We start from the raw sequence: 24,377 nt of genomic DNA, 5'->3' as shown, positions 1-24,377 counted from the left end.
CGTGGCGGTGCCGGGTGACGTACTGGCTCGGTTCGGACGATCATGCCGCCGATCCGGTGTGGAAGGTGCTCGCCGTGGACAAGGCCGGCCGGGTCGACCGGGACCGCGTTGACCGGCTCCAGGCGGCGTGGTCGCGGTTGATGGCCACCGCGGCGCATCTGCGCTCGGATGGTTACCTGACCGGGTTCGACGCCCTGGCGCAGTGCTGGGGCCGTCAGTCGGTGCTCGATTCGCTGTGCACCCCGGTGCTGGACCGGCCGCCGGCCCTGCACCGCCGCGGCGATGAGTGCCCGTGCCTCGGTGACTGGTGGATCGACGGGTACGCCTACCGGCTGCACGACTTCCGGACGGTGGAGCGCCCGTGTCGTGGGTGAGGGTGGACGACCGGATCTCGATGAGCATGAAGGTCCGCGGCCTGGCCGCCGACGGCGTGACGGGCGAGCGGGCCAAGGAGCAGCGCAACGCGGCTCTGGGGCACTGGTTGCAGGTTCTGGCGTGGTGCGCGAGTGAGCGCACGGACGGCTTCGTGACCGCCGGTGTGGTCGCGGAGTACGGCACCAGCGCGACGACACGGCGTTTGCTGCGTGCCCGGTACGGTCGGGCGCCGCTGCTGCATCAGCGGGCCGCTGACGGCGCTGCGCCGGCGTGCCCGTGCCTGGATGGCCGGACGTGGCCGCCGGACTTCGCGTACGCGATCCATGACTACCTGGACTACAACCCGAGCCGCAGCGAGAACGACGTCCACCGGGCGAAGAAGCGCGAGCTGCGCGACGCGAAGCTGAAGCGCGCCGTGCGTGACCGGGACGGCGACCGGTGCCGGTACTGCGGCAAGGCGTGCCGGTTCTCCGATCGGGTGTCCGACGACGGGCTGACGTTCGATCATGTGGACCCGGAGATCGCCAGCGGCATGGACAACCTGGTCGTGGCGTGCCGGGGCTGCAACAACCGTAAGGGCCGGCGCACGCCCCGCGAGGCGGACATGCACCTGGTTGACCTGGAGCAGCTGGCCACGTCGACCCGCGACGGACCTGTGACCGGACCTGTAACCGTCGCAGGTCCGGTCGCAGGTCCGGGCGTAGGTCTGTCGCAGGACTTGCGACAGGTCGCGGGTGGTGACCGGATCCGTAGCTCTCCGGGACGGGACGGGGCCGCCGCCGTGCCTGGTCCTCCCGGCGAACAGGCGGGACATTCCACCCCGCCCGCTACTCGGATCGGTCCGCCCACGACCAACCGCGGATCTCGTTCCACCTCCCCGTACGCACGCCAGCCCCGCCCTTCTCCGGACAACCACGCCGGCCACCCCGGCCCGGCCAGCAGGCCCCCGCCGTGACCGGCCGCCGGCGGCCGGCCCGGTCCCGTGTCCGGCCGCATCCGTTCGTGGCGGACACGAACGTGCCGGCCGATTGGCAGGGCCGGCTGTTCTGCCGCCGCTGCCGGTTGCCGGGCAGTGCCGGTGACGCCCGGCATCCGCTGCCCGTGTTCCCGACCATCCCGGCTGAGGTGGCCGCCGTCGAGCGGCGTCGTCTCGGCGAGCACGACGACGAGAGGGCCTGACGTGCTGAACCTGAACGCGCTCGACCTGGAGGACGACCTGGCCGTGGTGCCGTGGACCGGCCACCCGGCCCGCCGGCGGTGCGTCGGCTGCCGCCAGGACCGGCACACGCCGTTCTCCGTGGTGGTGCAGGTGGGCGGGGACATCGTGTGCCCGCAGTGCGTGCGCACCTTCTGGGGCGCGGAGGCGGGCGAGTTGCTCCAGGAGCTGTCGCGCCGGTACCTGGCCGGCCGCCGGCGGGAGGTGCTCGGCGCGCTGTCCCGGGCCGGTGAGCAGCTGCTCACCGGCGACGTGTCGGCCGCGCCGCTTCCGGATCGTCAGGCCCCCGGCCTACACTCGTGATCACCGCGTTGGGCTTCGTGCCCTCCTTGCCGCGGCGCTGGTCCCGGGCCCCGCCCGGTGGCAGTGAACGATCCGAACGGTGCACCGCGTTGGGCCCCTGGCCCTCCTGTCCGCGGTCGGCCCCGTCGCCCCGCCGTCTCTCGGCGGGCCATGTCCAGTCTGGATGTTCGGCGCTCGTTTGCTGTGTGCACGGCGCCAAGGAAGGAAAACGATCATGCCTGAGAAGACCCCCCGTCAGCGGCTGTCGCGTCACCCGCGCGAGCGGGCCCGGGACGTGTGGAACCCGAGCGACGTGCCCGGCGCCAAGCAGGAACGCGCCCGGCTGACCGACAAGGCCCGGGAGATCCTGCGCACGGCCGAGAACGCCGGCGGCCGGAACCTGACCGCCGACGAGTCCCGGGAGTTCGACAACCTGATCGACCGCGCGGACGAACTCGCGGACTGGATCGGTGAGCAGGAGTCGGCCCGGGAGCGTGACCGCGACCCGAGCCGCGCGCCGGGCGAGAACGACGGCCCGGACCGCGCCGCCGGCGGCTGGGTGCGCACCAACGACATGCTGCCCGCCGCGGTGGAGCCGGGGAAGCGGTTCGCCGACCACCCGGTGGTCCGCGCCCAGGCCCAGGCCCGCGAGGCGGCCGACCGGCACGTGATGGACGCCCACGGCGACCTCGGCAACCTGGTCCGCGCGATCACCACGTCGTCGGGGTCGGCGGTGGTGCCCACCGAGTGGGTGGGCGAGATCATCGACCGGGCCCGCAACATGGCCGCCGTGCTGCGCGCCGGCGCGCGGATCGTGCCCATGGACGCCAAGCAGGTCCAGATCGGCCGGCTGACCGGCGACCCGACCGCCGCGTTCCGCGCCGAGGGCTCGACCATCACCGCGTCGGACCCGACGTTCGACAACGTGACGCTGGACGCCAAGACCATGAGCGCCCTGGTGGTCGGCTCGATGGAGTGGTTCCAGGACAGCCCGAACTCCCGCCAGGTCGTGGCCATGGCCATCGCCAAGGCGATCGCGCTGCAACTGGACCTGGTGGGCCTGTACGGGTCGATCACCTCCGGCGCCGGCACGATCAACCTGCCGACCCCGCCGAACCCCCGCGGCGTGCTCGGCACGCTCAACGCCACGCTGCCGGGCAACGTCCTCGGCGGCGCCGCGGCCAACGGCACCACCCAGACCGCGCTGTCGTACTGGAACGAGGTGCTGGACACGATCTTCACGGTGCGCGACCGCAACGAGGAACCCAACGCCGGCATCTGGGCCAGCAAGCTCGCCCGCCAGTACGCCAAGGCGTACGACTCCACCGGCCAGCCCCTGGCCGTGCCGAACGAGGTGGACAAGCTCGACTGGTTCACCACCAACCAGGTGCCGTCGTACACCCAGGGCACCATGACCACCGCGACGGACCTGTTCGTCGGTGACTGGTCGCAGCTGCTCATCGGCCAGCGCCTGAACCTGACCATCCAGGCGCTCACGGAGCGGTACGCCGAGTCCGGCCAGATCGGCATCCTGGCGCACTGGCGCGGTGACGTGCAGGTCGCCCGGCCGGGTGCGTTCGCGGTGCACAAGGCCCTGAAGGGAGCGTGACCGTGCACGACATCGGCGCGATCACCGAGCACGAGCGGCTGAAGGCGGACCGGGCCGCGATGGAACGCGGCGGCGCGACCGCCCCGTCGACCGGCACGCCGGCGCCGGACTACGTCCGCGGCGTCCACCCGGACACCGGCATCGAGGTGACCTTCGTGCCCGGCGAGCTGCTGCCCGACTGGGCCGCCGCCGCCCTGGCCGAGGGCCGCAGCGTCTACGACTACGAGACCCGGCTCTGGACCATCCTGGACGACGGCCAGGCCGCCGGGACGACCGCGAGAGGCGGTGCGCGCCGTGCGGCTGGTCAACAGGGTCGGTGACCGGCCACGCCGGGACGAGGCGTCGCCGCTGACCGGCGGCGAGCGCAACGGGCCGGACCGGCGGCCACCGCTGGGCAGTGGCGAGCGCTGCGAGGGCGAGCCTCCCACCGCCAGCCAGGGCAGCTGGTACAAACCGTACGACGGCACCTGAGCCCGGCCCGGGGTGAGCAGGGGTGCAGCACGGCCGGGGATGTCACCGGCCAGCGGCAAGCGGACGGCAGGCCCGCTCGCCGGCACCTCCGCTTCCCGCATCCCGGGCCGACACGCGGGTGCCGCGCCAGGTCCACCACCTGGCGCGGCACCCGCACTACCCTCGACCGTCATCGGCAGCGCCCCGGGGGAGTGGGGGTCGAATCTCTGCCAAGGCATCGACCACTACCCCGCGCTGAGGTGCCTTTTCACGCTGACGAGTTTTGAACTTTGCCGTATCCCGCCGCCACCGGCCGATCAGCCTGCTTCGATCCCTGCGCCAGCGCGGCCAGACCTCGCAGCAACCGCCGCGCGTGCCGCTCGGACACGGCTGCGGCCTCGGCAACCTCGCTAGCGGACATGTCCGGCCGCTCGGCGAGCACCCGCGCGACCGCTTCCGCCGCCTCCCCGCGCCGCCGTCCCCGCACCCGCTGCGCCGGCACCACCGCCGGCACGTCCGCCGGCGGCCCGTCGACGACCGCGACCGCAACGGCCGCGGCCTGCTCGGCGGTCCGGATCCGGCCGGCCAGCTCGACCAGGCAGACGCTGGCCACCACGACCAGGCCGTCCACGCTGACCGGGATCAGGTACGGCGCCGCGCCCGTCTCCCCGTACCGGGCCACCACCGCGACCATGTGCCAGTAGGACACCCACGCCGCGATCCCGGCCAGCACCGCGGCGGCCCCCAGCCGCACGGCCGCCAGGCCGCGTCGGTGCACCGGCACCCGGGAGATCAGCTCGATGGTCACCAGCAGCGCCAGCGGCGGCCACCCCGCGATCGTCTGGCTGACCGGGTTCGGCTGCGCGTGCAGCACGTTCGCGGCCACCGACGCGGCCACACCCAGCGCGAGGGTGCCCCGCACCGCCCACCGCATCCGGCCCAGCTGCTCCCGCCCGCTCACCGGCCGGACTCCACCGGTGCGATCTGCTCCGAGCGGCACGGCCCGCAGTGCCCGGCGTACTGGCCCGGGTGCTCCGGGCACCGCGCCGGCGGCCGGGCCCGCAGCTGAGTGGATCCACTCAGTTGCGGCGCTCGAGGAACGCCGCGCGCCGGCGCGGCCGGGCCGCCGGCCCGGCGCCGCTCGCGCGCCTGGATGGTTCTAGGACGTTCAAGGACGTTTGGGTGGCACAGCTGCGCCACCCCAGCGGTGGCGTCTAGCGCCACCCCAGCGGTGGCGTCTAGCGCCACCCCAGCGGGGGCAGCGTGCCGGGGTGGCAGATCGCCGGGGTGGCAATCCGCCACCGGCCCAGACCGGGGCACATCGCCAGGTGTTGCATCTGCAACAGGTGATGCATCTGCATCACCAGCGCGCATGATCACCGCGTACCGGTTGGAGGCCCGGCCGCCGGCCGACGCGGACACCGCCAGGTGCCCGCCGTCGACCAGCCGCCGGATCACCCGCTGCACGGTCCGCTCGTCCAGGCGCACCTTCCGGGCGAGGGTGGCCACCGAGGGCCAGGCGTTCTCCCCGGCGTCGTCGGCGCAGTCCGCGATCGCCAGCAGCACCAGGCGCTCCGTGCCGCCGACCGGCGAGTGGTCCCACACCCACGACATCACCCGCACGCTCACCGCCGCGGCCCGCCTTCCCCGTCGCCGTCCCCGGCCGCCTCAGTGCCCTCCTGAGCGTCCGGCAGGCCCCGGCCCTCACACCCGGCCAGGTACGCCTTCCACACCCGCTCATCGGCCGCGTGACCGTCCGGACCGGTCGCCGCGGCGTACCCGGTCAGGAACACCAGCAGATCCCGCGCGCACGCCTCGCTCTCGGCCGCTTCCCGGCCCAGCTGGTACGCCTCGGCCAGCGCCGCCATCAACTCCGGCTCGCCCATCTCGCGCGGGTCGACAGCCGGCCCCCGGCCGAGCGCCGGCCGCTGCGCCGCGCCGATCTGCAACCCGAGCAGGAACGAACTCACCAGCTCCTTGCCGGAGTGCGCCCCGCCCGGCCGGTACGGCTTGCGTCGCGTGCCCGGACGGCACCGCGGCGCGCGCCGCTCGGCGTCCGGCTGGCCGACCATCGCCACCCGCCGCCCGCTCACCGCGCACCCGACCGGGCCGCCGCCGCCAGGTCCAGCAGCACCCCGGCCAGCCGCACCGCCTCGGCCGTGGACAGGATCAGCACCCCGTCCGGCGCGGCCGGGTCGGGCGCCGGCGCGCCCGGCTCCCCGACCGGGTGCCACTGCAACACCTCCACCCGCGCCCGCCCGTCGACCGAGCGCAGCAACTGCGCCACCACGCCCGGCGCGGCCTCGGCCGCCGCGGCCACCGCCGCCGGCCCGCTCACCGCCGACCGCCCCGGGCCGCGTCGACCAGCTGCCGCACCCGGTACACCAACGCGGTCGCCTGCCCCGTGGACAGCAGCACCCGCTCCGACGCCGGGACCGGCGTACGCCGCCCGTCCACGACCGTCAACGACAGCGCCGGATCCGCGCCCTCGCTCACCGCCTGGACCAACGCCACGTCCACGATCACCGGCTCCGGGTGGCCCGTCTCCACGTGCGCCACCGCCGAGCGGTGCTCCAACCGGCGGCCGCAGTCGTCCAGGTCGCACCACGCCGGGTGCCCGGCCAGCTGACCGGTGGGGAACAGGTAGACGTGCCCGCAGGTGCGCTGCACGTCCGGCGCCATCCGCAGCCGGTGCGCGGTCCGGTTGGTGCCCTCGATGGCGTCCGTCGCCGGGTCGGCGTGCTGCTCGCACGTGTAGACCGAGGCGTCCAACGAACCCGGCAGGCCCTCGCTGGTGTTGCTGAACACCTCCAGCCGCACCGTGGCCGGCCGATCGCACGCAGGCAGGATGAACGGTAGATTGCCCATGGGTCGACTCCTTACAGTCGATCAAGGGCCCGGCCGGTGCTTCGATCACCGCGTCCGGGCCCGCCTATCTGGCGGCCTCGCGGGGCACATTCGGGGCACACGCCACCGAGAAACCGCGCGAGTTAACGAGAATCAGCAAGCGCCGTGTTGGCTGCTCACCGGCCCTTCAGGGCCATTGCGGCAGGTCAGCGACCTGAGTAGAACTCTTCAACGCCAAGTGACGCCGTCACCCTTCCTGAGCTGCCCAAACACTCTTCCGGCACCAGGCTAGGCCGTCGCCAGGCCGTCAGGGTCAGTCGGGCCGTGCCCGAACGCAGTGTCGATCGCCCGGCGAGTGCGGTCCTCGCTGGTCGGCAGCAGGTGGGTGTAGACCCGCAGCGTGAAGCCCGGGTCGGCGTGACCGAGGTACAGCGATAGCGCCTTGATGTTCTCGCCCGCGTCAAGGCGGCCCGCAACGGGCCGCACGCGCCGCCGCCCGGGGCGCGTGTCCGTCGCTCCGCTGGCGCTCCGACTCCGGCCACACAACACGCCCGGCGGCTGGCGCGGAAGCGGGGAGCCCAAGGGGCCGCCGCAGAACGACAGGCCGTTGAGGGTGGGGGGTGGGCCGACAGCCGACCGGGCCGCGCGGCCATGCCCGTGCGGCGCAGGTAACGCGCCACCGGGTCCGCGCGGCAAGAACCAAGCAGGGGGGGCGGTGTCCGGCCGAGAGCAGGCCGGTCGTCCAGGAGCCCGCTCCGCAGCGGTTCACCGTCACGTCAACTGCTCACCTGGGCGGGGGTAGGGGTGGCCGCCGATGGTCAGATCCGACCTCAGGAGCCGGGTCCGTACCGGTCGAGGTCAGGTCAACTGCGCCACTGTGACGGTGTCCGCCGGGGGCACGGTCCGTGACACGAAAGCCAACTCAGCCGTCCCGGCAGGGGCCGTCCGTACGTCAAGGCTGCCTTGACCGAGGCGGGCCGGGCAGTGGCCCGCTCCCCAGGGGGGCGATGACATATGGGATGGCAATCAGTCTGGGGCTGGTCGTGCGCCTGTAGCGAGTCAGCCAAGGAGTGGATAATCTAGGGCGTGATCCTCGTAGACCCTGAGCCAAAAATTCCAGAACGCCTATTGGGTAAGCGGCAGCTTGCCATGATTGTTGACGCGCTTAGTAAGCGTGGTGCCGATAGGCCCTGCCCTCGTTGCGGGCATGAAGTGTTCCTTCTGGAGCAAGGGTTAGGAACACATAGTCTGCAAAAGTCATCGTCAGAAACCACTCTAGGCGGCTTGGCGATACCTGTAGCGATTACATCATGTGTGAGATGTGGGTTTCTTTCGGAGCATGCGCTCGGAGCGTTGGGACTCCTCAATGACCCCGCCTTTGAGACGGCTGAGGGGGATGCAGAGTGACCGAACAGGGTGGGCAGTCTGCGGAAGGCGAAATATTGCAGCGAGGAGCCTCGCTGCCGGAGGCTCGAAGTGGGAAGCCTCCCGCCTTGAAGGTGGACCTTGGGCGATCCATTAGTAATACAACTAAAGTGACAGTAAACGTTGCGCAACAGGTTCACGTCACAACTCGGGACAAGATTGAGTTGGCCCTGCGCAAAAGCCTCCCGTTGCATGTAGATGTCAGTTCCGTTCTGGCGCCTCTAGGTGTTTTCCTTGCGCTATTTGTCGGTTTGGCTACCGCCGATTTTAGGACCTTTTTCGGAATTGATAAGGACGTCTGGGAGGCGATCTTCATCCTCGCGTCTGGCGCTTCCGCAATCTGGACACTACGTCAGGGGTGGAAGTTTCTGAAGAGGAAGTCGCTGAATGACCTAGTAGAAGCAATCGTCGCTGAGTCGGATGATGGTTAGCCCCCGTAACCAGCAATCAGTCGGGTCGCAAAATCCGGAACGTGTGCGGAATGATGAAGCGTCCCGCTAAAGGACGTCTCGTAACTCGGTGACCGGTCCATGATGGATCATGTCGGGGTGCAGGTGATCTCGGCGGCCAGCCAGGAGTGGATCTTCCCGTTCACCGGGCTGCAGCCTGCCCAGTTCCGCAGGCTGGTCCGGCTGGTTGCCGAGCGTGGCGGGGACGCGATCGCTGATGGTCGGCCGGGCCGGCAGTGGTCGCTCAACCTCGCCGACCGGGTACTGCTGGTGGCCGCGTACTGGCGCACGAACTTGACGATGCGGCAGATCGGCCCGCTGTTCGGGGTGTCGCACTCCGCCGCTCACCGGGTCATCGACACCCTCGGCCCGCTGCTGGCGCTCACCCCGGGACACCGTCGTCGGGTCGACCAGATCACGGTCGTCGACGGCACCCTCATCCCGACCCGCGACCGCCGCCTGGCCGCGCCGAGCAAGAACTACCGCTACTCGACGAACCTGCAGGTCGCCATCGACGCCCACACCCGCCTCGTCGTCGCCCTCGGCGACCCGCAGCCCGGCAACCGCAACGACACCATCGTCTACCGCACCTCCGGCATCGACCAGAAACTGGCCGGGCGGCCGGTCATGGCCGACGGCGCCTACCGCGGCAACCCCGAGGTGATCATCCCGTACCGCAAACCCTCCGACGGCAGCGAGCTACCCGCGTGGAAGACAAACCTGAACAAGCAGCACCGCACGGTCCGCGCCCAGGTCGAACACGCTCTGGCCCGCATGAAGAGCTTCAAGATCCTGCGCGACTATCGACGTGCCGCCAGCACATTGACCGACACCGCCGCCGGCATCGCCCACCTGCACAACATCATCCTGCTCGGGTGACACCAACGCCGGTCCCGGGCAACGCCTTCAACGAGTTACGAGACGTCCTTTAGGGAGTCGGAAGGCCAACGTCCTAGCAGGACTCATGGCGCTCGCGCCAGCGCTACACCGTTCCTAAAGCGTGGGTGCCGCCGCGAACGGCGGGCTGTGGCGGACCTGCTCGGGGCCCCCCGGGGGGGGGGGGGGGGGGGGGGGGGGGGGGGGGGGGGGGCACAAGACGCCGTCAAAACGTCGGCAACCAGCCAGCAGCGGCGGCGACCCTAGATTGGTCACGACCAGGGTACCCACCAAATTGCCGCAGGTCACGTGTGAGCCGACCAAAGTTCCGCTTCAACATCAGCACATGTCGAAGCGGGCTCGGTCCCGTGCGGTTGGCGAGCTGCAAGGCGAGGATGGCGGCGCAATTCGAGACGAGTTGAGGTTACTCCCGTCGCTGGTCGGGGACAGGATCCAGACGCTGTCCGAACGTAAGGAAGTAGAGCAGTCGCACCGCTCGCAGGTTGCTTGCTGCTGTAACGCGAGGTCGCTGCGCAGGTCGTGCTCATCGCAGTCATCCTCGCCCATCGCTGTAATGACATGCACCCACTCGCCGCCAGACCCGTCCGCGTACTCGCGCCAGACTTCTCCGATCTCGACCGTGGAGTGAACGAGGCGGTTGCGACGCTCGATTGCCTCGGCCACGACAGTGAGCCGGGATCACGGTGCCCTTCTGGTACCGGGGCGACGATGCCTGGGCAGTCGTCGCGGCGATGTACCAACTCGGCGAAGCGGTCCAGGCGGTCACGGGCCTCCCCGGGTACGACCCTCAACTGGAGCTACCGTTGTCCGATGCTCTCGCGCAGCCCGAGCTTGCCGGCGGCGTCTTCGATGAGGTCGCGGAGTCCTTTGCAAGACGCGGGATCACCAGCCCCAGCAACGGCTGATCGGCGGCGTCCACACCGATGAGGTCACCACCACACGCAACGCCGGCCGTAGGTGACACTTGGGGCGCGCGGCGGTCTCTGGGCGACGGTTGGTCGGTCGAGCTTCCGGCTCCTGGACGCGGGAGACCACCGACGACGGTGTCACCAGGTGGCACGCGTCCGGCCGGGCGATGCGGGCCGGTCCAGGATCGTCGTGGCGGTGTGCCGACGGAGCCGGCGTCATCGTCTCGCTCGATGCCGGGCTGCCACCGAACCCGACAGCCAAGGTGGGGGAGGGCGGCCGCGACGGGGTGGGCCATCGTGCCGCCTGGCTCTACCGCCGTGACGACGGCATCGAATTCACCCCTCTACGGCTTCACATTCGTCGACGGCGCGTACCTGGAAACGGTCCTCACCGGTGCGAACACGGCCGACCTCGAATGGGCCTTCGACGCCTGGCGTTCGGTGACTCGATCGGTTGACGCTTGAGCGGACGACCTGTCTACCGGCGGCCCTCGCCGCCGGTTACCCGTCTCGGCGCGGACGAGCGCGGGGCGCCCGCCGGGATGGCGGACGCCCCGAAGCGTCGACGCGTCGGTCAGCCGATCAGCGTGACCGAGTAGTCGTACGTCGTCCCGGTCACCGAGTACGTCGCGGTCTGCCCGTTCTCGCAGTACGACACGAAGCTGCTCGGGGTCCGTTGCGCTCCGGCCACCGCGTCCACCACCGGCCGCACATCGGACCCGACCGGCAGCGCGGTGGTGGTGAGATCGATCGTCCGCGACTGGTTGATCGGGTAGGTGTCGGTGTTCGCCGTCTCCAGGCCGTTGCTCGCGGCGACACTGAAGGACATCACGAAGGCGGCGTTGTTCACCACGGCGATGCGCTGAACGCAGGGTTCGGCCTGCGCGCTGGCCGTGGAGGCCGTTGCCAGTGCCGATGCACCGGCGGCGAGCGTCCCGGCGAGTGCGGCTCCGACGAGCCTGGCGCGGAAGGTCATGGTGTCACCTCTCGGTCGTACGTGGCGCCGGGCGCCGACTGGCGGCGCCCGGCGTATGGTCCGTATCGAAGTGCCCGAGTGATCTCGATCGAATCCTGTGGATCGCATCATTCTGTGTCGGGCCTACGGCTCCCGGTCGATCTGGCGGCTCGACCGGTGCCAGACTGAGGGATCGATTTCGATGGCGTGCGAGCGTCCCGGTGCGAGGAGTCCGAAGTGGTGAACTCCGCCCTCTCCGCTGTCGTCCACGCGGTCGGAGCCGGCCCGCCACCGCTGGCGGACCCGGCTCTCGACCCCGGTGCGACGTACTACACCTTCGTCGTCCTGTCCGGTATGTACCTCGCCCCCCTTGTCATGTCCGGGCTCGGGTTTCTCTGCGCCGCGGGCATCGGGCTCAGCCGCCGGATCGGTACGGCCGCCGCGATCGTGATCGTCCTGTTCTACGCGTTGTCGCTGCTCGGCAGCGCCTTCACCTGGCCCGGCCTGGAGCATCAGGGAAGACCGGGTGAGACGCTGTGGCTGATCGTGATCGGTCGCGGCGGCTTCCTGGTGTTGCCCTGGCTCGTCGCGTTCGGCGGCACCAAGGTGGCCCTCCGACGTCGCGGAGCCACGGCCGAGTAAACCGCCAGGCGCACACGCCGCAGGGATGGTCCGCCCGGATACACGTCGAGGGTGGAGCTACCCGCGGTCGCCCTTCCTGGGCCACGTGGCCAGCGCCGCCAGGACGGCGCACGGGACCAGACAGCCGAACAGGCCGCACAGCGGCACGACGGCAATCCAGAACAAACCCTCCACGGTGGGATGGTAGGCGCTCGATTGAAGCCGTCTCGTGGCGGGGAGCGCAGGGACAGCCGCACCTCCGGCCGGAGACAGCAGGTGTCCCGTAGCCGCGATTTGCCGCCGGAGGCGGGGCGTCAGCCGGTCCTCGCGCGCAGGCTCCGCGCCATGGCGGGGATCATCACCGCCGCCGCGACCAGGTGCAGCCCGACCAGCGCGACAGTGGTGGCTGCGTCGCCCCCGGCGATCAACGGCGGCACCATCGACAGTGCGGTCAGTGACACCGCCGGCCACACGAACCGCCGCGCGGGGTAGGCGCTGAACCGCAACAGGACGGCGGCGATGACGACGCCCACGAGCGAGAAGAACCCGGTCACCACGGCGAACCCGCCCAACGGGATCGTCTCGCCGCCGTCGTCCGGGATCTCGAAGTCCACACCGGCGGCCCTGGCCAGAGCGGCCGCGAGCGTGGTGACCACCATCGCGGCGATCGTGGCCACCAGGCCGGTGACGGCGAGCCGCCGGAAGCCGTGCGGGCGGCCCACTGTGACGCCGGTGTCGGTGCTGCTGATCATGTCGTTCCTCCGAGCTTCGAGGTGAGGGGTGAGGATCCGCACGGTCGCGGTGCGACGGCCGGGGTTGCGCAGCGCGCGTACGCCGGTGCCGCGCAGCCAGAAGCCGGCGTCGCGGCCGAGGACCGGCCCGGGGGTGCCGTCGCGCAGCTCCAGCTGCACCCGGCCGCGCGTGACCACGCCGTACGCGTGCCGCCACTGGGCCGCGACCACCGGAACTCGCGCGCCGCCGGGCAGCGCGAGCGTCCGCGCGGGCACTACGGCGTACGGTCGGCCGGCAGGCGCTCGGGCAGCCCGAGCCGCGGGAACTGGTCGGCGTGGAACGTGACGATCTCGGTGATGGCCCCGCCGGTGATGCGCAGGGCGTCGACTGTGAGCGGCAGGTACGCGCCGTCGCTGTCCTGCCAGAGGTAGAACGCGACGGCGGGCTGCCGGTTCACGGCGGTGGGCACTGCTCGCAGGCTGCCCAGGCTCTCGAAACCGTCTGCGATCCAGTCGTTCACCACCGCGTCGCGGCCGATCTGGAGGCCCGGGGTGGGCGGCATCGAGCAGCGCACGTCGTCGCGCAGCATGGCGGCGAGACCGTCGACGTCCTTGGCGATGCTGGCGTCGGTGAAGCGGCGTACCAGCTCGCGCGTCCGGGTGTCCGTCTCGTCGCCGGTCCAGTCCTGCCGTTGCGCGGGTAGGTGTTCCCGCATGCCCGCGCGGGCGCGCTGCAACGCGCTGTTCACCGAGTTGACCGAGTCGCCCAGGAGTTCCGCGACGTCCTTCGCGGGCCAGCCGAGCACGTCCCGCAGGATCAGCACTGCGCGCGGGCGCGGCGCCAGGTGCTGCACCGCGACCAGGTACGCCAGCTCGATCGTCTCGCGCGCCACCGCTACGGTTTCCGGCTCGTCCGCGTCGGCGGCGGGCAGCTCGTCGAGCAGCCGGTCCGGGTACGGCTGGAGCCACCGCACCTCGCCGCCGGTCGCCGGCTCGGGCCGGCACCTGGCGAGCAGGTCCAGGCAGGCGTTGGTGGCGATCCGGTACAGCCAGGCCCGGAACGTCGACCGTCCCGCGAACGTGTCCCGCCGCCGCCACGCCCGCAGGAACGTCTCCTGGACGGTGTCCTCGGCGTCCTCGAACGACCCGAGCATCCGGTAGCAGTGCACGTGCAGCTCCCGCCGGTGCCGCTGCGCCAGCCCGGTGAACGCCGGTTCGTCGACCTCAGCCAGACCGCTCACGCCCAGCTCCTGCAGCTGCGTGTCCATACCCATGACGTCATCCCTCCGCGTCGTCGTGTCCCTTCGCAGGTGTGACGGGCACGGGCGCGGAAACTCATCACCGCGACGTCAGCTCGCGCGCGGGGCGTACATGATGACGGCGACGCCGACCAGGCAGATGGCCGCGCCGACGAGGTCGTAGCGGTCGGGCCGGAACTCGTCGACCACCATGCCCCAGGCGAGCGACCCGGCGACGAAGACGCCGCCGTAGGCGGCGAGGATGCGGCCGAAGTTCGCGTCCGGCTGGAACGTGGCCACGAACCCGTAGGCGCCGAGCGCGATCACCCCGGCGGCGATCCAGAGCAGCCCGCGGTTCTCCCGCCAGCCCTGCCACACCAGCCAGGCGCCGCCGATCTCGGCAAGGGCGGCGAGCAGGAACAGCAGGATGGAACGCACGACCGTCATGCGTCAGACCGTAGCCGGGCCTCGGTCCGGACCGGTGAAGGGCAGGGGACAGTGCGGGCTTTCGGCGCAGGTGACCAGGTCGTCGCAGCCGGCCGAGACGGCGGCCCGGAGCGTGTCGCGGACGGCGGTGAGGTCCGCGAGCCGTCGCTCCACCTCGGCGAGCTTGTCGCGGGCCCGGGTCCGCAGGCCGGCGTCGTGCCGTCCGGCCGTCAGCAGGTCGGCGACCTCGGCGAGCGTGAAGCCGAGACGTTGCGCGGCCTTCACCACCCGCAGCAGGGTGACCGTCTCGGCCGGGTAGAGGCGATGTCCGCCCGGCGACCGCCGGGGCGCGGGCAGCAGCCCGCGCCGTTCGTAGTAGCGCAGCGTCTGCACGTTGACCCCGGCCGCGTCGGCGAGCCGGCCGCTGCGCAGCTCCGGCTCGCCCATCACCGGCCCCGCGCGGTCGTGGCCCGCAGGGCCAGGGCATCGAGTACGGCGACACGGGCCGCCGGAACGCGGATGTCGAGCGTCAGCGTGTCGCCGTCCGGGCCGGCGAGATCGAAGGTGAAGAAGGAGCAGCAGGCGGACTCGCGGGCGATCAGGTCCCGGGCGAGCGCTTCGGCGCGGCCGTCGAGGTGCAGCCGCAGATGCCCGGCGGCCGGCCGGTCGGCGCCGCGCAGCGCGTCGTGGAACAGCCCGTCGAACTCGGCCAGCCGCAGCGGCCGTTCGGCGGTGGGCAGCGTGCAGGTGTCGGGCACCCAGGAATCGTCGGTCACGTCTCGACGGTAAGCCCGTACCGCGGTACCGGATGCAACCGCCGGTTCATCCTTTCCTGAATACAGCAGACGCTGTACAGTCACGGCATGCGGACGCTGCACCACTCCCAGGCGCTGTCCCGTTTCGGTCACGCGCTGTCCGACCCACTGCGCGCCCGGCTGCTGCTGGCCCTGCGCGACGGGCCCGGCTACCCGGCCGAGCTGGCCGAGGCGCTCGGCAGCAGCCGGCAGAACCTGTCCAACCACCTGGCCTGCCTGCGCGGCTGCGGCCTGGTCGTGGCCGTGCCGGAGGGTCGCCGCACCCGGTACGAGCTGGCCGACGCCCGCCTCGCCCACGCGCTCGGCGACCTGGTCGGCGTCGTGCTCGCGGTCGACCCGGCCGCCTGCCCGGACGCCGCGGACGGATGCTGCCGATGAGCCTGCCGCTTCTCCCGGCCACGCCCGCCGGCCCGGCGCCGGACCGCCGCGCGCTGCTCACCCGCCGGGTACGCCTGCTGGTCGCCGCGACCATCACCTACAACGTGATCGAGGCGGTGGTGGCGATCAGCGCCGGCACCGTCGCGTCCTCGACCGCCCTGATCGGTTTCGGTCTGGACTCGGTCATCGAGGTGGCCTCCGCAGCCGCGGTGGCCTGGCAGTTCGCCGGTCCGGACCCGCAGGCCCGGGAACGGGTCGCGCTGCGCGTCATCGCGGTGTCGTTCTTCGCGCTCGCCGCGTACGTCTCCGTCGAGGCGGTCCGGGCGCTACTGGGCGGCGCCGAGGCCGCACACTCGCCGGTCGGGCTGGTGCTCGCCGGGCTCTCGGTGATCGTGATGCCGGTGCTGTCGGCCGCGCAGCGGCGCGCCGGGCGTGAACTGGGCTCCCGGTCGGCGGTGGCCGACTCGAAGCAGACGTTGCTGTGCACGTACCTCTCGGTGGTCCTGCTCGTCGGGCTGGCCCTCAACGGCCTGTTCGGATGGTCCTGGGCCGACCCGGTCGCCGCCCTGGTGATCGCCGTGGTCGCGGTCCGCGAGGGTCGCGACGCCTGGCGCGGCGACACCTGCTGCGCCACCTGCGGCCCGGGCGGCGGGCGGGCCTGATCACCGGCCGCGACCTGCGGCGACGTCGGGAATACGGCTGTGCTCGACGGCCCGGCGGGCTACCGTCACCGGAGTACGGGCCGGCGTAGGTCAGGCGCGCCGCGTCCACGCCCGCGCCGTCGGAGTTGACGTGGCGGAAACGCCCGCAGACGAGCATGGGTACGACGAAAGGGGCGGACATGACCGACGAGGTGACGTCGCAGGTCCCGCCGGAACCGGCTCCCGTGCTGACCACCACGCCCGCCGGAACCGGGCCGGTCGGACCGCCGAGCAGCCTGGACCTGTGGGCGCGCGCCCAGGTGCTGCACCGCTGCTTCGGCGACGACGACGGCGAGCCGCACATCATGCGCGGCCTGGACTGACCGCGCCGGTCAGCGCACCGTCACGCCGGCCCTCGCCAGCACCTCCCACCACGACGCGAGGTCGGGAACAGGCTCGGCGCGGGCCGTGTACTCATCCAACCGCCGCCGCTGCTCCGCGCTCGGCGCCGGTGAGACGGTGGCGCCCACGCCGACCAGGGCGTACCGGTGGCCGCCGACGGTGAGCAGCATCGTGCCGACGATCGTCCCCCGGGCCTCGACCTGCCCGGCGGGCGCGGCGAACACCTCCGCGCCGCGCCGGTCGCGGGCGCGCAGCCGGCCCTCGTCGAGCGTCAGCAGCACCGGTACGCACCGCATGCCGTTCCAGAGGCTGCGTCGCCAGTAGACAATTCCCGCGTACGACCGGTCCACGCGCCGACCGTACCGTTCCCGCGCACCGGTGAACGTTTCCCGGCGGCGGTGCGTGAGAGCCGGTGAGCATCACCGGCGGCCGCCGGGGGTACTGCTGCGGGACACGGGAACGAACAGCCGGGAGGTCACGGTGGGGGACAGGGCGGGACGTCAGGGGCGCGGGCCGATCGCCGGACTGGTGGTGGCCGCGCTGGTGGCGGCCGGCTGCATGGCCGGTGGCTACGACCAGGGCGAGCCGCAGCAGCCCGCACCCCCGCGCAGCGCGCAGCCCGAGTCGCAGACCACCCGCGCGGACGGCACGACGAGCGTGGCCGAGTTCAAGCAGGACATCCAGGACGCGGTCCGGCTGGCCGAACGCTACTGGGCGGAGCAGTTCCGCGCCTCCGGTGAGCGGTTCACCCCGATCCGGCGGGTGGTGGCCTACAGCCGCGAGGGCGAGGTGGCCTGCGCCGGGCAAGGGCTGCCGCGCAACAACGCGGTCTACTGCTCGGCCGGCGACTTCATCGCCTACGACGTGAACTGGTCGGTGGCGGCGTTCCGGCAGATCGGCGACGCGTTCCTGTTCTACCTGCTCGGCCACGAGTACGCCCACGGCATGCAGGTGCGGCTGGGCATCCGCTACAACTTCACCATCCAGCAGGAGTTGCAGGCCGACTGCATGGCCGGGGCGTACCTCGGTGACAGCGTGCGGTCCGGGGCGCTGGAACTGGAGGACGGTGACCTGGAGGAGTTCCGGGAAGGGCTGCTGGCGGTCGGCGACGACCCGGACCAGCCGTGGTTCGCCGAGGGCTCGCACGGCACCGCCGAGCAGCGCAGCGAGTCGTTCTTCCGGGGGTACGAGAAGTCGCTCGGCGCCTGCGGCCTCGGGTGATGCCGCGGGTCACCCCGATCGGGGACGGTGACGGGCGCACCGGACGCGGCTGGCAGGATCGGCGGGGTACGCGTATCGAAGGAGGCCCCCGCTGAGCAGCAAGCACCCCGCCGCCGTGCTCTTCGACATGGACGGCACCCTGGTCGACAGCGAGAAACTGTGGGACGTCGCCTTGCAGGAACTGGCCGCCGTGTACGGCGGTGTCCTGTCCGAGGACGCCCGCCGCGCGATCGTCGGCACCGGGATGGCCGACGCGATGCGGATCGTGCACGACGACCTGGGCCAGCCGGAGCGGGACGTGCAGGAAAGCGCCGACTGGATCAGCGCCCGGATCCTGGACCTGTTCCGCACCGGGCTGCGGTGGCGTCCGGGCGCGCTGGCGCTGCTGCGGGCGGTACGGGACGCCGGCATCCCCACCGCGCTGGTCACCTCCAGCGGCCGGTCCCTGGTCGAGGTGGCCCTGGACACGCTGGGGCGGGACAGCTTCGACGCGGTGGTCTGCGGCGACGAGGTGGACTCGGCGAAGCCGCACCCGGAGCCGTACCTGACCGCCGCGCGTCTGCTGGGCGTGCCGGTCGAGCGGTGCGTGGCGATCGAGGACTCACCGACCGGGGTGGCCAGCGCGCTCGCCGCCGGGGCGGCGGTGCTGGCCGTACCGGCCGAGGTGCCGCTGGCGCCCGCCGACGGCGTACACCAGGTGGAGAGCCTGCTCGCGGCGGACCTGGAGCTGCTCGCGGCCCTGCTCAACCGTTAAGAAGGGCCCCTTCTTATGCGCGAGGCGTTAAGAAGGGGCCCTTCCTTTCACGTCAGTCGTGGGCGATGGCGCCCAGGACGTTGATCCGCGCGGCCCGGATCGCCGGCAGCACCGCGGCGACCACGCCGATGATCGCGGCCAGGATCAGGAACGTCACCATCTGACCCCACGGCAGGACCAGGTCGGTGATGCCCTCGTCCTTGAGCGCCTCGACCACCGCCGCGCCGAGACCGGTGCCGACCACCACGCCGAGCAGTGCGCCGAAGATGGAGATCACCACCGCCTCGACCGTGATCATGCGCATGGTCTGGGCGCGGCGCAGGCCGATCGCCCGCAGCAGGCCCAGCTCCCGGGTCCGCTCCAGCACCGACAGCGCGAGCGTGTTGATGATGCCCAGCACCGCGATCACGATGGCCAGCGCCAGCAGGATCTGGATCATCTGGAGCAGGGAGTCCAGCTGGCCGGTCTGCTGCTCGATGAACGCGGCCCGGTCGGCCACCGACACCTCGGGGCTGTCCGCCAGCAACCGCTCGACCTGCGGCTGCACCGCGTCCACCGACGTGCCGGGGGCGAGCTGCAGGAAACCCTGGATCGGCTGCGGGATGGCGAAGTCCGCGGCGGCCTGCGGCGGCAGCGTCACCGGGTTGGTCAGCTGCGAGCTCTCGTAGATGCCGCTGACCGTGTAGGTGCGGGCGTCGCCGCGGGACAGCTGCACCGGCACCGTCGAACCGACGCTGAGGTTGCGTGCCTTCGCGGTGTCCGAGCTGACCAGCATCTGGTCCGGCGCCAGCTTGCTGATGTCACCGGCGGTGGCCTTCGCCCCGAAGATCTGCTGGAGCGCGGCCACGTTGCTCGACACGGCCACCCAGGTCCGCTCGCCGCCGACCACTGCCATGTCGCCGTACTCGCCGTCGACCATCTGGACGCCCGGGATCGCGGCGGCCTTCTCGAGGACCGCCGGGTCGAAGCTCGCCGGGCGCGGCCCGGACGACGCCCCGGAGATCACCAGTTCCGCCTTGATGGTGTCCTCGGCCAGCGCGCCGATGCTGCCCTTTGCCGAGTCCAGGATCACCGTCACGCCGGTGACCAGGGCGATGCCCACCATCAGCGCGGCGGCGGTGATCGCGGTGCGGCGCGGGTTGCGGCCCGAGTTGAGCCGGCCCAGCTTGCCCGGCACCGACCAGGAGAAGATCGCGCCGAGCAGCGAGACCACCGGCCGGCTGATGATCGGCGTCAGCAGCGCCACGCCGATGAACGCGAACAGCACGCCGCCGAGGATGGTCGCCAGGGTGCTGTCGCCGGCGTGCCCGCCGAGACCGAGGAACAGCAGCACCGCGCCGATGCCGGTCACCACCGCGCCACCGATGGTGACCTTGGTGAGCGGCCGGTCCGGCGTGGCGACGTCCTGCATCGCGGCGATCGGCGGGATGCGCGAGGCGCGCACCGCCGGCAGCAGCGCGGCGATCACCGTGATCAGCATGCCGACCGCGAACGCGCCGATCACCGCCGAGGCCGGCACACCCAGCCCGGCCAGGGTGAGACCCCCGGCGAGCTGACCGAACAGGTACGCCAGCAGCGCGCCCACGCCGATACCGGCGGCGAGCCCCAGCACCGAGGCGATCAGGCCGACCGCGAGCGCCTCCAGCACCACCGAGCCGATGACCTGCTTGCCGCTGGCCCCGATCGCGCGCATCAGGGCCAGCTCACGGGTGCGCTGGGCCACGATGATCGAGAACGTGTTGAGGATCAGGAACGTGCCGACCAGCAGCGCCACCGCGGCGAACCCGAGGAGGATCTTGTTGAAGAACGACAGCCCCTCCTTGAGGCCGGCCGAGGCGTCGGCGGCGAGCTGCTCGCCGGTCTTGACCTGGTAGTCGGCGCCCAGCGTGCGGGCCAGCTCGTCGCGCAGCGCGGCCGGCGTGGTGCCGTCGGCGGCCTGGACGCTGACGTTGCTGAACACGTCCGGCTTGCCCAGCATCAGCTGCTGCGCCACCGGGGTGGTGAAGTAGACCTCGTTGGCGCCACCGATCGAGTCCCGGCCCCCGCTGTAGCCGAACACGCCGACGAGCGTGAACTCCTTCTTCGGGGCGAGCGTCAGCACGCCGACCCGGTCGCCGACCTTGACCTTGCCCGCTTCGGCCAGCGCGGTGTTGATCACGATCTCGTCGTCGGCCTGCGGCGCGCGGCCCTCGCGGATCTCCACCAGGTCGCTCTCACCGAGCCAGTTCTGGCCCAGCTGCGGCGGACCGAACGAGGTGACCACCTTGCCGTTGCTGCCGATCATGCGGGCGCCGTCAGCGGCGACCACGCCCTCGGCGTCGGCGACGCCGGGCACCGCCTTGATCCGGTCGAGCACCGACGCCGGCATCGGGGTGCTCAGCGGCATGCCCTCCGTAGTGGAGACGTCGATCTTCGGCTTCGCCTCGACGCTGACGTCGACCTCGGCGTACGCGTCGGCGAAGACCGCGTCGAAGGACCGCCCGAGCGTGTCGGTGAGCACGAACGCGCCGGAGACGAACATGACGCCGAGCACCACCGCCAGGCCGGACAGCAGCAGGCGCAGCTTGCGCGCCAGCAGGCTCTTGAGCGTTGCCCGCAGCATCAGTTGCCCACCTCGACCGGGGCGTCCAGCTTCTTCATCGTGTCCAGCACCGTCTCGGCGGTCGGCTCGATCAGCTCCGAGACGATCTGCCCGTCGGCGAGGAAGACCACCCGGTCGGCGTACGCGGCGGCGGTCGGGTCGTGCGTGACCATGACGATGGTCTGGCCGTGCTCGCGGACCGAGTTGCGCAGGAACTTGAGCACCTCGGCGCCGGAGCGGGAGTCCAGGTTGCCGGTCGGCTCGTCCGCGAAGATCACCTCGGGGCGGGCGACGAGCGCCCGGGCGCACGCCACGCGCTGCTGCTGGCCGCCGGAGAGCTGCGCCGGGCGGTGCCCGAGCCGCTCCCGCAGCCCGACCGTGTCGATCACCGTGTCGTACCAGGCCGGGTCGGGCTTGCGCCCGGCGATCGACAGCGGCAGCAGGATGTTCTCCTGCGCGGTGAGCGTGGGCAGCAGGTTGAACTGCTGGAAGATGAAGCCCACCTTGTCCCGGCGCAGCTTCGTCAGACCCGCGTCGTTGAGACCGGTCACCGTCGTGTCGCCGATCATCACGGTGCCCTTGGTCACCGTGTCCAGACCGGCGAGGCAGTGCATGAGTGTGGACTTGCCGGAGCCGGACGGCCCCATGATCGCGGTGAACCGGCCGCGTTCGAACTCGGCGGTCACCCCCCGCAGCGCGACGACCTGCGCCTCACCGCTGCCGTACACCTTCCACACGTCGTTCGCCCGGGCCGCGGCCTGCTCTCGGCCTACCGTCGCGGTCACGTCATCTACCTCTTCCGTATGTCGTTCTCATGCCGCACCGCCCCCGCTGGCCGGTGCGGCGGAATCCATCCTCGGGGTCGCGAGCCCGAAAGCCCTCCGACCTGGGGTGGAATCCGCGCCGATCTTCCGGTGAGGGTCGACCCCCATCCGGGCTCAGGGTGACCCCTGACCGGCAGGCGACGCCGACGTTAGGGCCTGACCCCGCGTGATGGTCAACACATCAGCCCCGCCGCTGGTCACGGTAGGCGACCCGCGCCACCTCAGCCGCCGGGACGGACCAGGCCCGTCTCGTACGCGAGCACGACCGCCTGGACCCGGTCGCGCAACCGTAGCTTCGTCAGCACATGACCGACATGGGTTTTCACAGTGGTCTCGCTGACCGACAGCAACCGGGCGATCTCCGCGTTGGACAGTCCACGCGCCATGTGGGTGAGCACCTCGCGCTCCCGGTCGGTCAGCGGCTCCAGCGCCCGCGCCGGCGCGGCGGCCGGGTCCGGCAGCACCTGGGCGAAGCGGTCGAGCAGCCGGCGCAGGATGCGTGGGGACATCACCGCGCCCCCGGCGGCCACAGTGCGGATCGCGGCGACGAGGTCCTCGGCCGGCACGTCCTTGGTGAGGAAGCCGCCCGCCCCGGCCCGCAGCGACCCGACGACGTGTTCGTCCTGCTCGAACGTGGTGAGCACGAGCACGCGGACCGGCAGCCGAGCCGACACGATCGCCCGGGTGGCGGCCACTCCGTCCAGGCGCGGCATCCGGATGTCCATCAGCACCACATCGGGCAGCAGCCGCCGGGACAGCTCCACCGCCTCCACGCCGTCGCCGGCCTCACCCACCACGTCGAGGTCGTCCTCCGCGCCGAGCACCATCCGGAATCCGGTACGCAGCAGCGGCTGGTCGTCGGCGAGCAGAATCCGCACCGGCCGGGAGACGGCGCCCTCGGTCATGCGTCCCCCTCGTCGTCCGGGCGGCGGTCCGGCCGGAGCCCGCCGGCACGCGCCCGCGATCCATCCAGCGCGAACCGGGCCGCGGTAACCACCGTAGAGGGCGCCGGCCGCCCGGTCGCCGATCAGGCCGCCCCGATCCCGCGGGTTGGCCGGGCTCTGCGCGCCGGCCCTCACGGGATCCCGGGTGCCCTGCGCGCACGGCCCTCACGGGATCGCGCACGGCCCTCACGGGATCGTGGGCGGTCTGCGCGCACGGCCCGCGCGGGATCGCGGGGCCCACGGTGACCCGGCGCCGCATTCGTCCCAGAGTGGCCCGGCACCCGATTCCGCCCCGCGGTGACCTGACACCGGAATCGCCCAGATCGGGGAGCGCCGCGCGGCGGCTCGGCGAGCCCGTCCCGGCCGGTGGTGCACGCCCCGCACGCATGATCGACCCCACTTCGCCGAGGTGGCTGCATCCCACCCCTATCGACCCCGCCACCTCCCCGATGTGGCGTCACGCCCCCGTCGACCCCGCCACCTCGGCGAGGTGCTGCGTGCCCGGTCACCACCGATGGTGATCCACACCTGCTCGGGGAGGTTGCGGCATCATGCACCCGTCGACCCCGCCACCTCCCCGATGTGGCGGCGTCCCATCCCCGTTGACCCCGCCACCTCCCCGATGTGGCGGCGTCCCATCCCCGTTGACCCCGCCACCTCCCCGATGTGGCTGCGCCCCACCCCCGTCGACCCGCCACCTCCCTGACCTGGGTGCATCCCGCCCGTCAACCTCGCCATTTCGGTGAAGTGGTCCGGGTGCCCGGTCGCCACCGATGGTGATCCACACCTGGTCGGGGAGGTTGCGGCATCACGCACCGCTCGATCCCGCCACCTCCCCGAGGTGGCGCCCCAGGCGGCGGGAAGTGGGCGGTCGCGCCCGCTCAAACCGGTGTACGCGGCAACGGTCCTGCCCGCGATGGCGGCTGTGGTGTCCACGTGGCCGCCCGCCTCCACCCCGACACGGATCGCGGCCGGACAGTCGTGCGGCAGCGTGGCGGCGACCCAGCCGCAGGAGCCCTGCCCGTCGAACGCGGACGCGGCAGCCACCGGCCACGGGCGTGCCGGTACGGATCAGCCGCAGCACCGTCACCGCGCCCGGCCCGTACCCCCGGGTATGGGCCCCAGCGCTGCGCGAACGCCAACGCCAGCCGGTTCCGGTCGATCCGTCCCCCGGCGGCCAGTCCGGCCACCACCGAACAGGCCATCTCGGTGTCGTCGGTCCACTCCCACGGCGCTCTGCGCGCCGGGTCCGCATCGGGCTCGGACGCGCTCCCCGCGACCGAGCTGCGCGCGGGATCGCGGGCGCTCCGCGCGCCGGTCCGCACGGGATCGCGGGCGCTCTTGTGTGCGGTTACGGTCCGAACGGGTGGATTGACGGCGGGTACGAC

General features: G+C 72.0%; 32 protein-coding genes and 1 pseudogene. 16 read left to right on the top strand and 17 right to left on the bottom strand.

The window, feature by feature from the left end; translation table 11 throughout:
• The first annotated feature begins 14 nt into the window (after window positions 1–14).
• The 7 genes from FHX31_RS15565 to FHX31_RS15535 all read left to right on the top strand — a co-directional run bounded on the left by FHX31_RS15565 (window position 15) and on the right by FHX31_RS15535 (window position 3,953).
• Window positions 15–374: a hypothetical protein gene (locus FHX31_RS15565; protein WP_184976646.1), complete on the top strand. Its 360-nt coding sequence runs from the start codon at window positions 15–17 to the stop codon at window positions 372–374.
• Window positions 362–1,330: an HNH endonuclease gene (locus FHX31_RS15560; RefSeq protein ID WP_184976645.1), complete on the top strand. Its 969-nt coding sequence runs from the start codon at window positions 362–364 to the stop codon at window positions 1,328–1,330. Before FHX31_RS15565 ends, FHX31_RS15560 begins: the two co-directional genes overlap by 13 nt.
• Window positions 1,331–1,377: 47 nt before the next feature.
• Complete coding sequence (locus tag FHX31_RS15555; protein WP_184976644.1) at window positions 1,378–1,554, top strand: hypothetical protein; 177 nt, start codon at window positions 1,378–1,380, stop codon at window positions 1,552–1,554.
• 1 nt (window position 1,555) lies between these two features.
• The gene (locus FHX31_RS15550; RefSeq protein WP_184976643.1) at window positions 1,556–1,894 is read left to right on the top strand and encodes a hypothetical protein; all 339 of its coding nucleotides are present in this window, start codon (window positions 1,556–1,558) and stop codon (window positions 1,892–1,894) included.
• Between the two features lie 214 nt (window positions 1,895–2,108).
• Window positions 2,109–3,482 carry a phage major capsid protein gene (locus FHX31_RS15545; RefSeq protein WP_184976642.1) on the top strand — a complete coding sequence of 458 codons (1,374 nt, stop codon included), beginning with the start codon at window positions 2,109–2,111 and terminating at the stop codon, window positions 3,480–3,482.
• On the top strand, window positions 3,479–3,802 hold the full coding sequence (locus FHX31_RS15540; RefSeq protein ID WP_184976640.1) for a hypothetical protein: 324 nt from the start codon (window positions 3,479–3,481) through the stop codon (window positions 3,800–3,802). The genes FHX31_RS15545 and FHX31_RS15540 overlap by 4 nt, the downstream gene beginning before the upstream one ends.
• Window positions 3,777–3,953 carry a hypothetical protein gene (locus tag FHX31_RS15535; protein ID WP_184976638.1) on the top strand — a complete coding sequence of 59 codons (177 nt, stop codon included), beginning with the start codon at window positions 3,777–3,779 and terminating at the stop codon, window positions 3,951–3,953. The genes FHX31_RS15540 and FHX31_RS15535 overlap by 26 nt, the downstream gene beginning before the upstream one ends.
• Before the next feature lie 247 nt (window positions 3,954–4,200).
• On the opposite strand, the gene FHX31_RS15530 is transcribed toward FHX31_RS15535, so the two are convergent.
• The 6 genes from FHX31_RS15530 to FHX31_RS15505 all read right to left on the bottom strand — a co-directional run bounded on the left by FHX31_RS15530 (window position 4,201) and on the right by FHX31_RS15505 (window position 7,265).
• The gene (locus FHX31_RS15530; RefSeq protein ID WP_486481678.1) at window positions 4,201–4,893 is read right to left on the bottom strand and encodes a DUF2637 domain-containing protein; all 693 of its coding nucleotides are present in this window, start codon (window positions 4,891–4,893) and stop codon (window positions 4,201–4,203) included.
• Window positions 4,890–5,561: a helix-turn-helix domain-containing protein gene (locus tag FHX31_RS15525; RefSeq protein WP_184976636.1), complete on the bottom strand. Its 672-nt coding sequence runs from the start codon at window positions 5,559–5,561 to the stop codon at window positions 4,890–4,892. Before FHX31_RS15525 ends, FHX31_RS15530 begins: the two co-directional genes overlap by 4 nt.
• Window positions 5,558–6,025, bottom strand: a complete 468-nt coding sequence (locus FHX31_RS15520; protein WP_184976634.1) for a hypothetical protein — start codon at window positions 6,023–6,025, stop codon at window positions 5,558–5,560. Before FHX31_RS15520 ends, FHX31_RS15525 begins: the two co-directional genes overlap by 4 nt.
• Window positions 6,022–6,270 carry a hypothetical protein gene (locus FHX31_RS15515; protein WP_184976632.1) on the bottom strand — a complete coding sequence of 83 codons (249 nt, stop codon included), beginning with the start codon at window positions 6,268–6,270 and terminating at the stop codon, window positions 6,022–6,024. Before FHX31_RS15515 ends, FHX31_RS15520 begins: the two co-directional genes overlap by 4 nt.
• Window positions 6,267–6,800 carry a hypothetical protein gene (locus FHX31_RS15510; protein ID WP_184976630.1) on the bottom strand — a complete coding sequence of 178 codons (534 nt, stop codon included), beginning with the start codon at window positions 6,798–6,800 and terminating at the stop codon, window positions 6,267–6,269. Before FHX31_RS15510 ends, FHX31_RS15515 begins: the two co-directional genes overlap by 4 nt.
• Before the next feature lie 267 nt (window positions 6,801–7,067).
• Complete coding sequence (locus FHX31_RS15505; RefSeq protein ID WP_071095229.1) at window positions 7,068–7,265, bottom strand: hypothetical protein; 198 nt, start codon at window positions 7,263–7,265, stop codon at window positions 7,068–7,070.
• Between the two features lie 917 nt (window positions 7,266–8,182).
• Here FHX31_RS15505 and FHX31_RS15500 point away from each other — a divergent pair.
• The 3 genes from FHX31_RS15500 to FHX31_RS15490 all read left to right on the top strand — a co-directional run bounded on the left by FHX31_RS15500 (window position 8,183) and on the right by FHX31_RS15490 (window position 10,455).
• On the top strand, window positions 8,183–8,635 hold the full coding sequence (locus FHX31_RS15500) for a hypothetical protein (protein WP_143025314.1): 453 nt from the start codon (window positions 8,183–8,185) through the stop codon (window positions 8,633–8,635).
• A 117-nt stretch (window positions 8,636–8,752) separates the two neighbouring features.
• Window positions 8,753–9,532 carry a transposase family protein gene (locus FHX31_RS15495; RefSeq protein WP_184976628.1) on the top strand — a complete coding sequence of 260 codons (780 nt, stop codon included), beginning with the start codon at window positions 8,753–8,755 and terminating at the stop codon, window positions 9,530–9,532.
• 701 nt (window positions 9,533–10,233) lie between these two features.
• Window positions 10,234–10,455: a hypothetical protein gene (locus FHX31_RS15490; RefSeq protein WP_184976626.1), complete on the top strand. Its 222-nt coding sequence runs from the start codon at window positions 10,234–10,236 to the stop codon at window positions 10,453–10,455.
• A gap of 577 nt (window positions 10,456–11,032) precedes the next feature.
• Here the strand turns inward: FHX31_RS15490 and FHX31_RS15485 are convergent.
• Window positions 11,033–11,434 carry a hypothetical protein gene (locus FHX31_RS15485; RefSeq protein WP_013286084.1) on the bottom strand — a complete coding sequence of 134 codons (402 nt, stop codon included), beginning with the start codon at window positions 11,432–11,434 and terminating at the stop codon, window positions 11,033–11,035.
• 216 nt (window positions 11,435–11,650) lie between these two features.
• Between FHX31_RS15485 and FHX31_RS15480 the strand changes: the two genes are divergently transcribed.
• Window positions 11,651–12,055: a hypothetical protein gene (locus FHX31_RS15480; protein ID WP_184976624.1), complete on the top strand. Its 405-nt coding sequence runs from the start codon at window positions 11,651–11,653 to the stop codon at window positions 12,053–12,055.
• Window positions 12,056–12,348: 293 nt separating this feature from the next.
• On the opposite strand, the gene FHX31_RS15475 is transcribed toward FHX31_RS15480, so the two are convergent.
• The 5 genes from FHX31_RS15475 to FHX31_RS15455 form a co-directional block, all read right to left on the bottom strand.
• Entirely contained in the window at window positions 12,349–13,041 is a 693-nt protein-coding gene (locus FHX31_RS15475; protein WP_184976622.1) for a DUF6069 family protein, read from the bottom strand.
• Window positions 13,041–14,039, bottom strand: a complete 999-nt coding sequence (locus tag FHX31_RS15470; protein WP_184976620.1) for an RNA polymerase subunit sigma-70 — start codon at window positions 14,037–14,039, stop codon at window positions 13,041–13,043. The genes FHX31_RS15475 and FHX31_RS15470 overlap by 1 nt, the downstream gene beginning before the upstream one ends.
• Before the next feature lie 75 nt (window positions 14,040–14,114).
• Window positions 14,115–14,450: a YnfA family protein gene (locus tag FHX31_RS15465; protein ID WP_184976618.1), complete on the bottom strand. Its 336-nt coding sequence runs from the start codon at window positions 14,448–14,450 to the stop codon at window positions 14,115–14,117.
• 3 nt (window positions 14,451–14,453) lie between these two features.
• Window positions 14,454–14,876 carry a MerR family transcriptional regulator gene (locus FHX31_RS15460; RefSeq protein ID WP_030274025.1) on the bottom strand — a complete coding sequence of 141 codons (423 nt, stop codon included), beginning with the start codon at window positions 14,874–14,876 and terminating at the stop codon, window positions 14,454–14,456.
• Window positions 14,876–15,205, bottom strand: a complete 330-nt coding sequence (locus FHX31_RS15455) for a hypothetical protein (protein WP_184976616.1) — start codon at window positions 15,203–15,205, stop codon at window positions 14,876–14,878. The genes FHX31_RS15460 and FHX31_RS15455 overlap by 1 nt, the downstream gene beginning before the upstream one ends.
• A gap of 87 nt (window positions 15,206–15,292) precedes the next feature.
• Between FHX31_RS15455 and FHX31_RS15450 the strand changes: the two genes are divergently transcribed.
• The 3 genes from FHX31_RS15450 to FHX31_RS15440 all read left to right on the top strand — a co-directional run bounded on the left by FHX31_RS15450 (window position 15,293) and on the right by FHX31_RS15440 (window position 16,646).
• Window positions 15,293–15,622: a helix-turn-helix domain-containing protein gene (locus FHX31_RS15450; protein ID WP_184976614.1), complete on the top strand. Its 330-nt coding sequence runs from the start codon at window positions 15,293–15,295 to the stop codon at window positions 15,620–15,622.
• Window positions 15,619–16,284, top strand: a complete 666-nt coding sequence (locus FHX31_RS15445; protein WP_184976612.1) for a cation efflux transmembrane domain-containing protein — start codon at window positions 15,619–15,621, stop codon at window positions 16,282–16,284. Before FHX31_RS15450 ends, FHX31_RS15445 begins: the two co-directional genes overlap by 4 nt.
• Before the next feature lie 179 nt (window positions 16,285–16,463).
• Window positions 16,464–16,646, top strand: coding sequence for a hypothetical protein (locus FHX31_RS15440; protein WP_013286093.1), 183 nt, complete (start codon window positions 16,464–16,466; stop codon window positions 16,644–16,646).
• A 9-nt stretch (window positions 16,647–16,655) separates the two neighbouring features.
• On the opposite strand, the gene FHX31_RS15435 is transcribed toward FHX31_RS15440, so the two are convergent.
• A complete protein-coding gene (locus tag FHX31_RS15435) occupies window positions 16,656–17,015 on the bottom strand; it encodes a hypothetical protein (RefSeq protein ID WP_184976611.1) in 360 nt (119 codons plus the stop codon).
• Between the two features lie 130 nt (window positions 17,016–17,145).
• Here FHX31_RS15435 and FHX31_RS15430 point away from each other — a divergent pair, with 130 nt between their 5' ends.
• The gene (locus FHX31_RS15430) at window positions 17,146–17,886 is read left to right on the top strand and encodes a neutral zinc metallopeptidase (protein WP_013286095.1); all 741 of its coding nucleotides are present in this window, start codon (window positions 17,146–17,148) and stop codon (window positions 17,884–17,886) included.
• A gap of 115 nt (window positions 17,887–18,001) precedes the next feature.
• Window positions 18,002–18,640 carry an HAD family hydrolase gene (locus FHX31_RS15425; protein ID WP_071095211.1) on the top strand — a complete coding sequence of 213 codons (639 nt, stop codon included), beginning with the start codon at window positions 18,002–18,004 and terminating at the stop codon, window positions 18,638–18,640.
• Window positions 18,641–18,692: 52 nt separating this feature from the next.
• Here FHX31_RS15425 and FHX31_RS15420 read toward each other — a convergent pair whose 3' ends face one another.
• The 4 genes and pseudogenes from FHX31_RS15420 to FHX31_RS15405 all read right to left on the bottom strand — a co-directional run.
• The gene (locus FHX31_RS15420; RefSeq protein WP_013476955.1) at window positions 18,693–21,242 is read right to left on the bottom strand and encodes an ABC transporter permease; all 2,550 of its coding nucleotides are present in this window, start codon (window positions 21,240–21,242) and stop codon (window positions 18,693–18,695) included.
• Window positions 21,242–22,006 (bottom strand): ABC transporter ATP-binding protein, encoded by a 765-nt coding sequence (locus FHX31_RS15415; RefSeq protein ID WP_013476954.1) that lies wholly within the window; start codon window positions 22,004–22,006, stop codon window positions 21,242–21,244. Before FHX31_RS15415 ends, FHX31_RS15420 begins: the two co-directional genes overlap by 1 nt.
• Before the next feature lie 260 nt (window positions 22,007–22,266).
• Window positions 22,267–22,950 carry a response regulator gene (locus tag FHX31_RS15410; RefSeq protein ID WP_013286098.1) on the bottom strand — a complete coding sequence of 228 codons (684 nt, stop codon included), beginning with the start codon at window positions 22,948–22,950 and terminating at the stop codon, window positions 22,267–22,269.
• A 933-nt stretch (window positions 22,951–23,883) separates the two neighbouring features.
• Window positions 23,884–24,194, bottom strand: a pseudogene (locus FHX31_RS15405) (ADP-ribosylglycohydrolase family protein); the annotation flags it as partial.
• Window positions 24,195–24,377 lie beyond the last annotated feature (183 nt).

Source organism: Micromonospora sp. CNZ286 (assembly GCF_014207755.1).
The sequence above is the reverse complement of the archived record's forward strand: the minus strand, read 5'-3'. Positions and strand labels throughout refer to the sequence as shown.